A 13,476-nucleotide genomic window follows, 5' to 3' on the forward strand; every position below is an offset into this window, starting at 1 on the left:
TTTCACGGGAGAGCCATGCGCAGGACGATCGACTGGACCGGTGACGCGGTCACGATCATCGACCAGACCGTCCTTCCCGCCGAGTACCGCGTGCTCGAACTGCGTACGGTCGGCGAACTCGTCGACGCGATCCAGCGGCTGGCGGTGCGCGGGGCGCCGGCGCTCGGCGCGGCGGGGGCGCTCGGTGTCGTGCTCGCGGCCCGTGCCGGAGGTGACGTCGAGGCCGAGGCGCACCGCGTCGCCCAGGCCCGGCCGACGGCGGTCAACCTGAGCTGGGGTGTCTCCCGCGCGCTCGCGAAGCTCCCGGAGGGGCCGGAAGCCGTCCTCGCCGAAGCGCTCGCGATCCTCGACGAGGACGAGCGGATCAATCACGAAGCCTCCCGGTTGGCGGCCGGCGTGGTGCTCGAACACTGCGAGCGGCGGCCGTTGCGGCTGCTCAGTCACTGCAACGCCGGCCACCTCGCCACGGTCGCCTGGGGCAGCGCGCTCGGCGTCGTCTGGCATCTTCAGGCCCGCGGCCTGGTCGAATCCGTGCTGGTCGACGAGACCCGGCCGCTGCTGCAGGGCGCCCGCCTGACCGCGTGGGAACTGGCCGAAGCCGGTGTCCCGTACCGGATCCAGCCCGACGGCGCGGCCGCCGCCGCGATGAGCCGCGGCCTGGTCGACTGCGTGCTCGTGGGCGCCGACCGGATCGCCGCCAACGGCGATGTCGCCAACAAGATCGGCACCTACGGCCTGGCGATCGCGGCGAAGCACCACGGAGTCCCGTTCGTGGTCGTCGCCCCTTCGTCCACTGTGGACACCTCGATGCCGGACGGCGCCGGGATCGTGATCGAGGAACGCGATCCCGGCGAGGTCTTGAGTTTCGGTGGCACGAAGGTGGCCCCTGAAGGCGCGGAGGTGTTCAACCCGGCCTTCGACGTGACGCCGTTCGAGCTGGTCACCGCGGTCGTCACCGAGCAGGGGGTGCTGCGCCCGTGATCAGTTTGGTGAACAGGGCGGCCATTTCCGCGTCGTCGTAGCTCAACGGGAGCGTGTCGAAGTAGTAGCGGAGAACGCCGGGGCCAGTGGCCACGATCAGGCCGAAGTCGATCGTCCGGCCTTTCGCCCGCACGGTCCCGCGATACTCCTGAAACCTCCCCGCCGCCTGGTCGGGTGCCAGCCGGACGTCGGTCATCGCGCCCGAGAGCCTGCCCAGGTAGGCGAGATGACACGTCGGGTCGGTCACCGGTGCGGTCAGCCCCGGGCCGGTGAAGGCCGGTCCCGGTCGAGGACAGTCGTCGCCGATACCGGCGAAAAGCTCACGCAGGCCGTCGTTTTCGAGAGGGCGGAACCATTCCGTCCGATCGTGATAGCGACGACCTTGGGTGACCTCGCCGTTCTCCAGCACCACCCGGTAGACGGCCGGGTACCGCACCATCCGGCCGTGGATCACCGCTTCGTTGGCCGCCTCGTAGAAGACGGCGTCGCCGTTCACCGAGATCCTCACCGGCGTGAACCGGAACGTCGGGAACGCGCCCAGCAGGGTGCGCAAACTGTTCTCGATGTTCGTCCTGCCCTGGATCGGCGCGGCGCTGCCTGATTCCGCGAGTGTCCCGTCCTCGGCGAAAATGCTGCCGTACAAGCGAACGCGGGCTTCCCGCGCTTCGGGCGTGTCCGAGCGCATGGCCCCGAATTCGGTCTGTTTGGTGATGAAGGCGCAGGCGGACGGCGACACCGCGCCCTCGACCAGGTCTCCGAGCTGCTTCGGCATCGAGCAGCCCTCGGTCGTCTCAGCCACCGCCGCCCCGCTTCCCATCACCGTCACCCCGAGCAGAACTGACGCCACACCAAGAAATCTCTTGATCTTTCGCACCTGGTCACCTTGGCAAGAGCGACCACGCGAAGTCGATTACCCGGCAGGTAATGCCGGAGCTAGAAGGATTCGAGGCAGGACGGTTCGCGGTCGGTGGCGAACGCGGCCGTCGCCCGCGAAGCCGCGCCGGCGGTCCGCTCCTTGATCCGGCCCGCGGCGGCCAGCGTGCTGGGCCTGGTCCCGCCGAGGAAGATCGCGCCGAGGTCGTCCACGCCCAGTTCGAGATCCGGCGTGTCCTCCACCCGCGTCACCTCGGCGTTGCCGTCCGCGTCGGTGACGAGCCGCCAGTTCCCGGTGTTCCACGGGCAGAAGGCGTCGCGGACGCCGAACACCAGATCCACCGCGGCGCCATAGCGCCGGGTGACGAGGCCACGATCGACGTCGACGAGCCGGAGCCACAAGGAGTCACCGGCGGACCGGGTCATGGCGCGGGGATTGGCGAGCAGATGGACGAGCGGCTCGTCGAGGGCGGTGAACCCCTCCACCGTGAAGACCAGGTCGTAGTCGAGCAGGAAGCGATACAGCGTCGCGTACGCCTCCGGCGTGGTCGCGACCAGTTCCTGCACGGTCAAGATCCCTCGCGGACCTTCTTCGTTCCAGTCGTTCTTCAACCGGTAGATCACGTAGCCGTCCGGGAGGACGGCGAACTTCAGCGCGGTCGCGCCGTGACGGCGGTACTCGGGGTCGTCGAGTACGAATTCCCAGGTCGACTCGGGCCGGTCGAGGGCGCCGACCCGTTGTGGCGCTTCCTTCTCGTAGATCGCCTTGATCAGCGGAATCGCCTGTTTCCGCCCGACTTCGCGTACTCGGTCGGCTTCGAGTTCGACGCCGGGCCGGAACTCGGACTTGGCACGCACCTTCGCGCGGTGGAACTGCGCGGCGAGGCCATACCCGAAACGGGGATAGATGACCGCTTCGGACGCCCACAGCGCGGCGATCGGTTCACCGCCGTCTTCGTGCAGGCCGTGCAGTTGCGCCCGCATGACCCGGGTGAGCGCGCCCCGCCTGCGGTGGCCCGGCGCGACGGCGACCGACGTCACCGCGGCGAGCGGCGTCTGACCGGCACCGGGAACGGTGATCTCGCGGGTGAGCAGTTCCCCCACTCCGACGAGGTCGTCGCCGTCGAAGACACCGTGCGTGCGGTCCGGCTCGAACACCAGCCGTTCGCGGTGTTTCAGGCCTTCCGTCGGGTCGGTCAGGAAGGCGCTCGCGAGCAGTTCCGCGAACGCGGGCAGGTCGTCGGCGGTCAAGGTGCGGAGGGTCAAGCCGTCATCGCTCACCCTGCCGTCCTACGCCTCTTCACCGACGACCGCCACGCATTAAAGTGCGGTCATCAGGGCCGCGGCCCGATCACCTCACCCTTTTCCGTCACCTCGATGGCCATCGCTGGACACGAGTCCGCCGCGTCCAGCACCGTCTCGTCCGGCTCCACCTCTCCCGTGACCACCGTCGCCGTGGCACCGTCGAGCGCGAAGACCTCCGGCTTCAGCGCGGCGCACATCCCCGAGCCGATGCACGTATCGCCATCGACGTCGACTTTCCAGCTCATGCTCACCATCCGATCGGCATGGAGCGGGGCCCCCGCACCAGCATCTGCGTCTTCCACACGATATCGCCGTCGAGGTGCAGTCCGGGGAGATCCCGCAGCAGCGCCCGCAGGGCCTCCTGCAGTTCCAGCCTGGCCAGCGGGGCGCCGAGGCAGTGGTGCACGCCGTGCCCGAAACCGAGGTGAGGATTGGACTCCCGGCCGAATTCGAGGGTTTCCGCCGACGTGAACTGGAGCGCGTCCCGGTTGGCGGCACCGATCGCGACCATCACCGGCTCGCCCTCCTTCACGAGCACGTCACCCACCTGGATGTCCTCGGTGGCGTAGCGGGCGAACCCGGCACCGGCACCCAGAGGGATGAAGCGCAGCAGTTCCTCGACCGCCGCCGGGATCAGGTCCAGGTCCGCGCGCAGCCGGGCGAGCTGCTCCGGCTGTTCGAGCAGGGCGTAGACGAAGTTGGGGATCTGGCTGGCGGTGGTCTCGTGCCCGGCGATCAGGATACCGATGCACATGTCGACCAGTTCCAGCTCGCTCAGCCGGTCACGGACGTCGCGCGCCTCGATCAGCGCGGTCATCAGATCGTCCTGGGGCTCGGCGCGATGCTGCTCGACGAGCACGTGCATGTACGCCCGCAGCTCGTCCTGGTTGGCCATCATCTCTTCGGTGGTCAGCGGGCTGGTCGACAGCGCGGCGTCGCTCCACACGCGGAACTTGGGCCGGTCCTCGACCGGGACACCGAGCAGTTCGCAGATCACCGCGACCGGGATCGGCAGCGCGTAGTCCTCGACCAGGTCGGCGGGCTGCCCCTTGGCCTTCATGTCCCGGATCAGGCCCGCCGCCAGCTCGGCGACGCGCGGCCGCAGCAGTTCAACGCGGCGCATGGTGAACGCCTTCGCGACCAGCGTGCGCAGCCGGGTGTGATCCGGCGGGTCCATGCTCAGGATCCCGCCGGGCCGCCTGCCCGGCGCCATCCGCGGCTCGTCCCGTTCCGTGGCCATCGCACGGGAGAAGCGCCGGTCGCCCAGTACCAGACGCGCGTCGGCGTACCGCACGGCGAGCCACGCCGGCTCGCCGTGCGGAAGACGGACGCGGAGCATGCCCTTGGTCGCCCGGGCGGCCGCGTAGGCCTCGTTGAGTTCGAGGCCGGCGTCTTCGTTGAAGGGATAGGCGACGAATTCGGTGTCTGTGGTGGTCATTTGTCCGGAAACCCCCCGGCTCGGCGGTTTGTAAGCAACTGCTTACAACGCTAACCATGATCACGGTGAGCGTCAATGCGCCTACCGTGCGACGTCCGGCTAGCCTTTGGCGATGACGGAAGAACCGCAGGTCCGCAAGCGTGACGCGGCCGCGACCAGGGCGGCCCTGCTCGACGCGGCGGCGGCTCTCTTCGCCGAACGCGGTTTCGACCGGACGACCGTGCGCGACATCGCGAAACTCGCCGGAGTCAATCAGGCCTTGCTTTTCCGCTACTTCGGTTCGAAGGACGCGCTGTTCGAGGAGGTCCTGGCACGCGGCGGACGCGAACAGATCGCCACCACCCCACCGGACGAACTGCTCGGCACGGCGTTGCGCAGCATGCTGGAGGCCGACACCGGCCGCGACCGCACTCTCGACGCGTACCTGCGCTCGACGGGGCACGACAGCGCCGCGGCCGCGGTCCGGCGGCAGCTCGGCGAGGAGTACGCCAAGGTGCTCGCCACGCTGACCGACGCCGAAGACGCGGACCTGCGCGCCGACCTGATCCTCGCCTGGCTGCTCGGGATCGGCCTGGTCCGCGACATCACCGGCAAGGAACCGCTGGCCAGCGCGGATCCCGACGACGTCTGCCGTCTGGTGCTCGGCGCGGCGCGGACACTGCTGGAGCGCAGCGGGTAATCACGTCGCCGTCGCCGTCGCGCTGCTCTACGGTCGTGCCGTGATCCCGTTTCCGCCCGCCGGCACCGAAGCCGAGTTCGACGCGCTGACCAGGCAAGACCTTCTTCCGGCCGTGACTTCGCTCGGCTTCGCCGAAGCTGTCCCGTTCACCGAGGGTTCCTTGCCGGTCTACGCCGTCGGCGAGGATCTGGTGCTCAAGCTGTTCCCGCCGGTACATCGTGACGAGCTCCCGACCGAACGGACGATGCTCGAGGTCCTGCACGGGAAACTGCCGATCCCGACTCCCGCCGTGCACGACGCCGGCGAACGGGACGGCTGGGGCTACGTTCTCATGGAGCGCCTGCGCGGCGAAACGTTGAAGGACGCTTGGCCGAAACTGTCCACAGAGGACAAACACCGGCTCGCTCCCGAACTCGGCGAGGCGCTGGCCGCCCTGCATTCGCTGCACGACCCGCGGCTCGACGTCCTCGGCCCGCCGGACTGGGCCGCGTTCGTCGCCGGGCAGCGTGAAAAGGTCGTCGAGCATCACCGCCGGATCGGGCTCGACGAGTCTTGGATCAGCCAGATTCCGGCGTTCCTCGACTCCGTCGATCTCGGCAGCCCGCCGATCGTCCCGCTGCACACCGAATTCATGCGCGACCATCTCATGGTCGTCCACGACGGCGAACGCCCTCGGCTGACCGGGCTTTTCGATTTCGAACCGGCGATGCGGGGTGCGGCCGAGTACGACTTCGTCGCCGTCGGTCTGTTCGTTTCGGGCGGGGACAAGGATTTCCTGCGCCGGCTGATGGCCGGATACGGTGCCGAGCCGGACGAAGAGTTCTCCCGGCGTTGCCTGGCCTACGCTCTTTTGCACGTCTACAGCAATTTCACCTGGTACTTCAGGGTTCTTCCGGCGCCGGAGGAGCCGACGCTGGAGAACCTCAGCCGCGTTTGGTGGTAGCCCACGTGACGGGTACGGCTTCCGGGCCGCGGATCGAGAGCGGCGGACGCCAGGTGATCGCCGAAGCGGGGACCGCGAGATCCAGGCCCGGCAGTCCGTCGAGCAGCGTCCGGAACGCGATCTCCCCTTCGAGCCGGGCGAGTGCCGCGCCGAGGCAGAAGTGGAGACCGTGCCCGAAGCCGAGCTGCGGCGCGTTCCGGCGCCGGATGTCGAACCGCGACGCGCCGGGGAAGGCGGCTTCGTCACGGTTCGCCGCGCCGGTGTGCGCCAGCACCGCCTCGCCGCGCCGGACCAGGCCCGCGCTCAGCTCGACGTCTTCCAGCGCGACCCGGAGCAGCGACGCGTCGGCGGGCCCGTCGAACCGCATGATCTCTTCGACCGCCCCCTCCGTCAGGGCCGGATCCGAGCGCAGCGCGGCGAGCTGATCCGGGTTTCCCGCCAGCAGCACGATCCCGGTCGCGATGAGGCTGACCGTGGTCTCGTGCCCGGCCAGCAGGAGCTGGGTGGCCAGATCGATCAGCTCGGCCTCGGTGAGCCGATCGCCGTCCTCGTCGCGAGCGTGCACGAGGACGCTCAGCAGGTCCTCCCCCGGCGTCGCCCGCTTGACGGCGACGAGAGCCGCCATGTCGTCCGCCCCGTCACGCCGGGCCTGCGCCACTTCCGCCGGGCTGTACGCCATGGGGGTGACGATCACGCGGGACCACTGGCGAAACCGTTCCCTGCCTTCGAAAGGGACGCCGAGGATCTCGCACATGACCGCGGTGGGCAGCGGGAAGGCGAACATCTCCACCAGGTCCACGGGCGGACCGTGTTCGGTCATCGCCCGCAGCAGCGTGTCCGCGATCTCCTGGATCCGCGGCCGCAGCCCGGCGATCCGGCGGACGGTGAAGGCCTGCGCCGTCAGCTTCCGCAGCCGCGTGTGATCCGGCGGGTCCATGTTGAGGATGCTGTGCTCGCCGGTGGAGAAGTCGCCGGGTTCGATGAGGCACGGGGCTCCCGGCGCGAGCAGGTTCCGGGAGAAGCGAGTGTCGGAGAAGATCAGGCGGACGTCTTCGTACCGGGTCACCAGCCAGCCTTCGCAGCCGCTGGGGAAGACGACCCTGGACATCGGCGGATATTCGGCGTAGATCGCGCCCATCGGGGTCGCGGGGTCGTCCTTCGCCGCGGGATACGTGGCTGTCATGGAGCAAGATGATGAGCGTCGGGCGGCGCGGGAGAAAGGACCCGGCCGATCACCCGCCCGAAGAGCCGAAGATCCTTCTCACCCGGTGATAATCCCGCGCAGGAACTCCAGGTAGCCCGGCCGCTCGGCCGCGGACAGCAGCGTTCCACCGCTCGCCCGCTGAGCCTGGATCAGGCCGAGGAAAGCCGTGTACGCCAGCAAGCCCCGATGCCGGGCCTCGGTTTCCGGACGGCCCATTTCCCGGAAACACCGGACGATGAAGTCGACGCGCCGCGCGGTGACGTCCGCGAGCAGCGGGCCGATCACCGGGTCGCCGGCATGGGCGAGCAGGGTCAGCTCGGCCCGCTCGTCGTCCTTACCGCTGAAGACGAGTTCGAAGAGCTCGCGCAGCCTTCGTTCCGGATCCGAGATCCCGTCCAGCAGTGTGATCAGCGCCTCGGTGTCGTGCTCGACCCACCGGCGCACGGCCGCTTCGACCAAAGCGTCCCGATTCGCGAAATGCCAGTAAAAGCTGCCTTTCGTCGTCCCGAGTTTCGCAGCTAGAGGCTCGACAGCGATCGCGGCGACCCCGCCGTCGCACAACGCTTCGAGCGCCGCGTCGGCCCAATCTTCACGGGCGAGCTTCCGTTTCACGCTCCGTACGCTACCGTATGGGAAAACATACGGCACCGTACGGAGGCTGACATGCCCTTCGGATCACCCGCGAACTGGGGCGCGACCCCGGAAGAACGCCGCCGCGCGCAGCCGGCGGACACCCTGCTCGACGGCCCGGTCGCGCACTTCGACCGGGCGATCACCGTGCACGCGCCCGCCGCGCTCGCCTACCGCTGGCTCTGCCAGATCTCGGTCGCGCCCTACAGTTACGACCTGCTCGACAACTGGGGGCGCCGCAGTCCGAGCACGCTCACCCCCGGCGCCGGCGAACTCGCTCCCGGCGACAAGCTGATCGTGTTCGAGCTGACCGAGGTCGAACCGGGGTATCAGCTCACCGGTCGCACCTTCGCCGAATCCGAGAAGGTGTTCGGCCAGGTGGCCGCCACTTACTCGGTCGAACCGATCGACGAGCGGTCCTGTCGCATGCTGTGCCGCATCATCGTGACGTCGAAGGGATTCCGCGGCCGCCTCAAGGAGTTCCTGCTCGGCTGGGGCGACCTGGTCATGATGCGGAAGCAGCTGCTGACGTTGAAGAGGTACGCCGAACGGGACGCGCGCCTCGGTCACGTCTCGTGAGGGTCAGGGAGGCCGGCCGTCTTCCGGATGGTGTCGCGAAAGCCACTTTCGGGACATGCTCGCCGCCCCCGGCCGAGTCGCCTGCTCCGAGCCTCCACTGACGTTGCGAAAGCCACTTTCGCAACGTTGAAGGTTGCGAAAGTGGCTTTCGCAACGCCCATCGCGGCGTTTTTAAGGCAGCGCGCGCCGCAGCAGCTCGGCAAGGTGCAGCGCCCGCCGTCCGTCGAGCTGCTCGATCTGCGTCCGGCAGCTGAAACCGTCCGCGACCACCTCGGTGCCCTCGGCCGCGGCACGGATCGCGGGCAGCATGCGGTCTTCGGCGCAGGCGACGGAAACGTCGTAGTGCCCGCGTTCGAAGCCGAAGTTGCCCGCCAGTCCACAGCAGCCGGAGTCCATTGTGGAATTGTGGATACCCGCGGCCCGCATCGCGGCCTCGTCGGCGTCGAAGCCGAGCACGGCGTGCTGGTGACAGTGCACCTGGCTGAGCGCTTCGACGTCGAGCGACCGGAACTCGAGCGGCGAGTCCTCGACGAGTTCGGCGAAGGTCCTGGTCCGTTCGGCGAGCAGTTCAGCGACCGGGTCGCCGGGCAAGAGCGCCGGGAGATCACCGCGGAACAGAGCCGTGCAGCTCGGCTCCAGACCGGCCACCAGGTAGCCGGACCGCAGATACGGTTCGAGTACGGAAAGCGTGCGGCGCAACACCTTCTTCGCCGCGTCGAGCTGTCCGGTGGACACCAGGGTCAGCCCGCAGCAGACGCCGCGATCGGGCAGGACGACGTCGTAACCGGCGGCGGTGAGCACCTCGGCCGCGGCGTCGAGGACGTCCGGGGTGAGGTAGTTGTTGAAGGAGTCGGGCCACAGCACCACGCGACGCGAGCCGGTCGCCCAGCGCTTCAGGTCGGCGCGGCGCCGGGTGAACGGCGCCGCGGCGAACGTCGGCAGCTCCCGTTCCGGCGCGATCCCGCCGAACTTCTTCAGCAGCCCGGAGAACCGGCGTGACATCGTGTTCGCCAGCCGGGGCGCGAGCGACGCCGCGCGCAGCCACAACGGCAGCCAGCCCATCGAATAGTGCGACGCCGGGCGCAGCCGTCCCTTGTGGTGCTGGTGCAGGAATTCCGCCTTGTACGTCGCCATGTCGACGTCGACCGGGCAATCGGACAGGCAGCCCTTGCACGACAGGCAGAGATCCAGCGCCTCGGCGACTTCTTCCGAGCGCCAGCCATCGGTGATCAGTTCACCGTTCACCATTTCGGCGAGCAGGTGCGCGCGTCCCCGCGTCGAGTGCTTTTCCTCGCGCGTGGCGCGGTAGCTCGGGCACATCACGCCCGCACCGGTGGTGTTGCGGCATTTCCCGACGCCGACACAGCGCCGCATCGCCTGCCCGAAGCTCCCCCGGTCTTCCGGGTACGCGAGCGCGGTGACGTCTTCGAGTTCCAGTGGCGCGCGCCGGAGGCGGAGATCGGCGTCGACCGGCCTGGGGTTCACCAGGATGCCCGGGTTCATCATGCCCGCCGGATCGAAGATTCCCTTGAACCGCGCGAAAAGCGCGAGGATTTCGGGGCTGTACATCCGGGTCAGCAGTTCCGAGCGGGCCTGCCCGTCGCCGTGTTCCCCGGACAGCGAGCCGCCGTGCGCGGCGACCAGGTCCGCCGCCTCTTCGAGGAACGACCGGAACCCGGCGATCCCTTGCGTCGACAACAGATCGAAGTCCAGCCGCAGGTGCAGGCAGCCCTCGCCGTAGTGGCCGTAGACGACGCTCTTGCGGCCGTGCTCGCGCATGAGCTGCTTGAACTCCCGCAGGTAGGCGCCCAAACGCTCGGGCGGGACGGCCGCGTCCTCCCAGCCGGGCCAGGCCTCTTCGCCCCCGGCGAGCCGGGTCGCGAGACCGGCGCCCTCCTCGCGGATCCGCCACAGCCGCTTCTGCGCGGCCGCGTCGTCCAGGAGCGCGGATCCGGTCAGCGCGCCGCGCACCCCGTCGATCAGCCCGCGCGCCTGTTCCGGATCGGCCATCTCGACGAACAGCCACGCGCCACCCGGCGGAAGCCCGTCGGCTCGACCGGGCTCGAGCAGGGCGACGAGGTTCGCGTCGACGCCCTCGACGGTCAGCGGCGACCACGGCAGGATCGCCGGGACCGCGTCGGCAGCGGCGATGTCGGATTCGAAACCGAGCACCGCGAGCACCTTGCGTCGCGGCACCTCGGCGAGGGACACCGTCGCCTCCAATACGGTGACGCAGGTGCCCTCGCTGCCGACCAGCGCCTTGGCGACGTCGAAGCCGTTCTCCGGCAACAGGTGCTCCAGCCCGTAGCCGGACACCCGCCTGCTGAACGAGGACAGCTCCGTCCGCAGCAACGCCAGGTTGTCGTGGACGAGCGCGCGCAGTTCCGTGAAGACCCGGCCTTCGGTGCCGGGCCTGGCCGCCCGCGCGTCCACTTCGGACGGCGAGGTCGGGCCGACGGTGAGCCGGGTGCCGTCGTAGAGCAGTACGTCCAGCTCGCGGACGACGTCGACCGTGCGGCCCCAGGCGACCGAATGCGAGCCGCAGGCGTTGTTGCCGATCATCCCGCCGATCGTGCAGCGCGAATGCGTCGACGGGTCGGGCCCGAACCGGAGTCCGTGGGGCGCGGCGAGCCGCTGGAGGTCGTCGAGGACGGTGCCCGGGGCGACCCTCGCCGTGCGGGCGGCCGGGTCGAGGCCGAGAACGCCGCCGAAGTGGCGCGACGTGTCGATCACGACGCCCGGCCCGCACGAGTTGCCGGCGACGCTGGTGCCGCCGCCGCGGGCGATCACCGGCAGCCCGGCCTCCCGGCAGGCGGCGACGGCCGCGATCACTTCGTCGACGCTCCGCGGCAGCACCACGCCCTTCGGCACGTGCCGGTAGTTGGAGGCGTCAGTCGTGTACAGCGCCAGTGTCGCGGCGTCGGCCAGGATCTCCACGGGTCCATTCAAGACAACCGCGGGCGAGAACGCATCGGCGAACCTCTCCGGACGGGTGTGTCGGAAACCACGTCCGATATGCGATCGTGAGCGCGTGACGGCGAGACGGCACGCCGCTGAAGACCTCGCCGCCGAGCACAGCGCGGTGCTCGGCGGGCTTCTTCGCGAGCGCGAAGAGCTCCTGGCCACCCTCGACCGCGTCGCGGCCCTCAACGGCACCGCGCGCCTGATCCGCGAGTCGATCGGCACGCATTCCGGCTTCGTCGCCGAGCTGACCGGGCCCGAACAGGCGGTGATCCGCTGGATGTCGGGCACCCGCACGGACGCGTTGCAGGACCTCGCCGTGCCCATCGGCCAGGGAATCGGCGGCCGGGTGCTCGCACTGGGCAAGCCGGTGCGGGTCAACGACTACGTCAACTCGCCGAGCATCACCCACCAGTTCGACGCGCAGGTGCGTGGCGAGGGGCTCGCCGCGATGATCGCCGTCCCGATCGTCAGCGGGACCGAGACGGTCGCCATCGCGTACGCCGCCATGCGCGAGCGCCGCGACTTCGGCGACGACGCGGTCCAGTCCCTCGAAGACATCGCCACCGAGGCCGGCCGGGCGCTGAAACTGGCGTCGGTCGCCGAGGCCGACCGCGAGACCGCGCTGTCCGCCGAGCGGCTCCGGATGCAGAGCGCGCTGCACGATTCGGTCGGCGCGCTGCTGTTCTCCATCGGCGTCCAGGTCCGGAACCTGCACGAGGACATCAGCGACAACCCGGCGCTCGAATCGCGGCTGCGACGGCTGGAGGGCGACGTGTCGGCCGCGTCGAGGGCGCTGCGCGAGTCGTTGCTGGCGTTGTCGGAGTCGAGTCCGGAACGCGCGTTGCCGGTGGAGCTGGCCGAGCACTGCCGCTCGTTCCAGGCCCGCTGCGGTGTCCCGGCACGTTTCGTCCAGCTCGCGCCGGTGCCGCGGCTCGACGCCGAACGCACCGGCCTGCTGGTGGCGGCGGTGCGGGAGGGCCTGCTCAACGTGGAGAAACACGCGGACGCGCTGTCCGTCGTGGTCAGCCTGCTGCCCAGTGAAGACGGCGTGCAGGTGGTCGTCGCCGACGACGGGACCGGGCATCGCTCCGGGGACGAGGAGCCCGAGCCGGGGACCGGGATGGGGCTGCGCGCGCTGGCCGAACGCGCCGCGCGGCTCGGCGGCCGGGTCAGCCTGGTCCGCGACGAGGACGACGGGTGCACACTGCGCGCATGGGTGCCGGAACCGTGCCGTCGCCGGTGACGGTCCTCGTCGTGGACGACCATCCGGTGGTCCGCGACGGGGTGAGCCTGCTGCTGCGCTACGACCCGGCGATGACGGTGGTCGGTTCGGCCGAGACCGGCCGGTCCGCGATCCAGCGGGCGGGTGAGCTGAAGCCGGTGCTGATCCTGCTGGACCTGCGGCTGCCGGACATGCTCGCGCCCGAGGTCATCGCCGAACTCAGGGGTGTCCACCCGGCCGGGCGGATCGTGGTGTTCACCGCGCACGGCGACCATCAGGGCGTCCGGGCCGCGCTGGATTCCGGGGCACACGGCTGCCTGCTCAAGGACGTCGCCGGGACGGATCTCGTGGCGGCGCTGCGGCAGGTGCTCAAGGGCGAGCGCGTCGTCGATCCGCGGATCTTCCCCGACGACGGCCAGCGGTCCGACGCGCTGGCCCGCAGCGGCCTGACGCGGCGCGAGTACGAGGTCTTACGGCTCGCGGCGCAGGGTCAGACGAATCCGGAGATCGCGGAATCGACCGGCCTGGCGCGGAACACGGTGAAGACCTACCTGCAGTCGGCGCTGCACAAACTCGGCGCCCGCAACCGCGTCGAGGCCATCGGTAAAGCCTCCGAAGCCGGCCTCCTCTAACCCCTCCGCAATTCGTCACCTACTTG

13 protein-coding genes are annotated in these 13,476 nt (G+C 69.7%); 6 read left to right on the forward strand and 7 right to left on the reverse strand.

The features are described 5' to 3' along the window. Positions 1–15: 15 nt before the first annotated feature. Positions 16–981, forward strand: a complete 966-nt coding sequence (mtnA, locus tag CVV72_RS20640; protein WP_219145371.1) for an S-methyl-5-thioribose-1-phosphate isomerase — start codon at positions 16–18, stop codon at positions 979–981. Here mtnA and CVV72_RS41745 read toward each other — a convergent pair. From CVV72_RS41745 to CVV72_RS20665, 4 genes are all read right to left on the reverse strand, one after another. Beyond that, entirely contained in the window at positions 953–1,780 is an 828-nt protein-coding gene (locus tag CVV72_RS41745; protein ID WP_255632194.1) for a nuclear transport factor 2 family protein, read from the reverse strand. The two genes, mtnA and CVV72_RS41745, sit on opposite strands and share 29 nt — an antisense overlap. 134 nt (positions 1,781–1,914) lie before the next feature. Continuing rightward, positions 1,915–3,135, reverse strand: a complete 1,221-nt coding sequence (locus CVV72_RS20655) for a GNAT family N-acetyltransferase (RefSeq protein ID WP_219145372.1) — start codon at positions 3,133–3,135, stop codon at positions 1,915–1,917. 53 nt (positions 3,136–3,188) lie between these two features. Continuing rightward, positions 3,189–3,404 carry a ferredoxin gene (locus CVV72_RS20660; protein ID WP_219145373.1) on the reverse strand — a complete coding sequence of 72 codons (216 nt, stop codon included), beginning with the start codon at positions 3,402–3,404 and terminating at the stop codon, positions 3,189–3,191. 2 nt (positions 3,405–3,406) lie between these two features. Next, the gene (locus tag CVV72_RS20665) at positions 3,407–4,597 is read right to left on the reverse strand and encodes a cytochrome P450 (RefSeq protein ID WP_219145374.1); all 1,191 of its coding nucleotides are present in this window, start codon (positions 4,595–4,597) and stop codon (positions 3,407–3,409) included. Between the two features lie 112 nt (positions 4,598–4,709). On the opposite strand from CVV72_RS20665, the gene CVV72_RS20670 reads away from it, so the two are divergent. Both CVV72_RS20670 and CVV72_RS20675 read left to right on the forward strand, forming a co-directional pair. After that, positions 4,710–5,276, forward strand: coding sequence for a TetR/AcrR family transcriptional regulator (locus CVV72_RS20670; protein ID WP_219145375.1), 567 nt, complete (start codon positions 4,710–4,712; stop codon positions 5,274–5,276). Between the two features lie 40 nt (positions 5,277–5,316). Next, positions 5,317–6,219, forward strand: a complete 903-nt coding sequence (locus CVV72_RS20675; protein WP_219145376.1) for a phosphotransferase family protein — start codon at positions 5,317–5,319, stop codon at positions 6,217–6,219. Here CVV72_RS20675 and CVV72_RS20680 read toward each other — a convergent pair. Next, positions 6,200–7,402, reverse strand: a complete 1,203-nt coding sequence (locus tag CVV72_RS20680) for a cytochrome P450 (protein WP_219145377.1) — start codon at positions 7,400–7,402, stop codon at positions 6,200–6,202. The two genes, CVV72_RS20675 and CVV72_RS20680, sit on opposite strands and share 20 nt — an antisense overlap. A gap of 78 nt (positions 7,403–7,480) precedes the next feature. Further along, positions 7,481–8,035, reverse strand: coding sequence for a TetR/AcrR family transcriptional regulator (locus CVV72_RS20685; RefSeq protein WP_034312895.1), 555 nt, complete (start codon positions 8,033–8,035; stop codon positions 7,481–7,483). 51 nt (positions 8,036–8,086) lie between these two features. Between CVV72_RS20685 and CVV72_RS20690 the strand changes: the two genes are divergently transcribed. After that, positions 8,087–8,632, forward strand: a complete 546-nt coding sequence (locus CVV72_RS20690; RefSeq protein WP_219145378.1) for a hypothetical protein — start codon at positions 8,087–8,089, stop codon at positions 8,630–8,632. Between the two features lie 171 nt (positions 8,633–8,803). Here the strand turns inward: CVV72_RS20690 and CVV72_RS20695 are convergent, their stop codons facing one another. Next, positions 8,804–11,569, reverse strand: a complete 2,766-nt coding sequence (locus tag CVV72_RS20695; RefSeq protein ID WP_219145379.1) for an FAD-binding and (Fe-S)-binding domain-containing protein — start codon at positions 11,567–11,569, stop codon at positions 8,804–8,806. Positions 11,570–11,663: 94 nt separating this feature from the next. On the opposite strand from CVV72_RS20695, the gene CVV72_RS20700 reads away from it, so the two are divergent. Together CVV72_RS20700 and CVV72_RS20705 are read left to right on the forward strand one after the other, a co-directional pair. Then, entirely contained in the window at positions 11,664–12,839 is a 1,176-nt protein-coding gene (locus CVV72_RS20700) for a GAF domain-containing protein (protein WP_219145380.1), read from the forward strand. Continuing rightward, complete coding sequence (locus CVV72_RS20705; RefSeq protein ID WP_219145381.1) at positions 12,809–13,450, forward strand: response regulator transcription factor; 642 nt, start codon at positions 12,809–12,811, stop codon at positions 13,448–13,450. The genes CVV72_RS20700 and CVV72_RS20705 overlap by 31 nt, the downstream gene beginning before the upstream one ends. Positions 13,451–13,476 lie beyond the last annotated feature (26 nt).

This window comes from Amycolatopsis sp. TNS106 (assembly GCF_019330265.1).
GTDB classification, from domain to species: Bacteria; Actinomycetota; Actinomycetes; order Mycobacteriales; family Pseudonocardiaceae; genus Amycolatopsis; species Amycolatopsis lurida.

Coding starts and splice junctions, on each gene's coding strand:
- mtnA (WP_219145371.1), top strand. CDS start 16: ATGCGCAGGACGATCGACTGGACCGGTGACGCGGTCACGATCATCGAC.
- CVV72_RS20660 (WP_219145373.1), bottom strand. CDS start 3,404: ATGAGCTGGAAAGTCGACGTCGATGGCGATACGTGCATCGGCTCGGGG.
- CVV72_RS20665 (WP_219145374.1), bottom strand. CDS start 4,597: ATGACCACCACAGACACCGAATTCGTCGCCTATCCCTTCAACGAAGAC.
- CVV72_RS20670 (WP_219145375.1), top strand. CDS start 4,710: ATGACGGAAGAACCGCAGGTCCGCAAGCGTGACGCGGCCGCGACCAGG.
- CVV72_RS20680 (WP_219145377.1), bottom strand. CDS start 7,402: ATGACAGCCACGTATCCCGCGGCGAAGGACGACCCCGCGACCCCGATG.
- CVV72_RS20690 (WP_219145378.1), top strand. CDS start 8,087: ATGCCCTTCGGATCACCCGCGAACTGGGGCGCGACCCCGGAAGAACGC.
- CVV72_RS20705 (WP_219145381.1), top strand. CDS start 12,809: ATGGGTGCCGGAACCGTGCCGTCGCCGGTGACGGTCCTCGTCGTGGAC.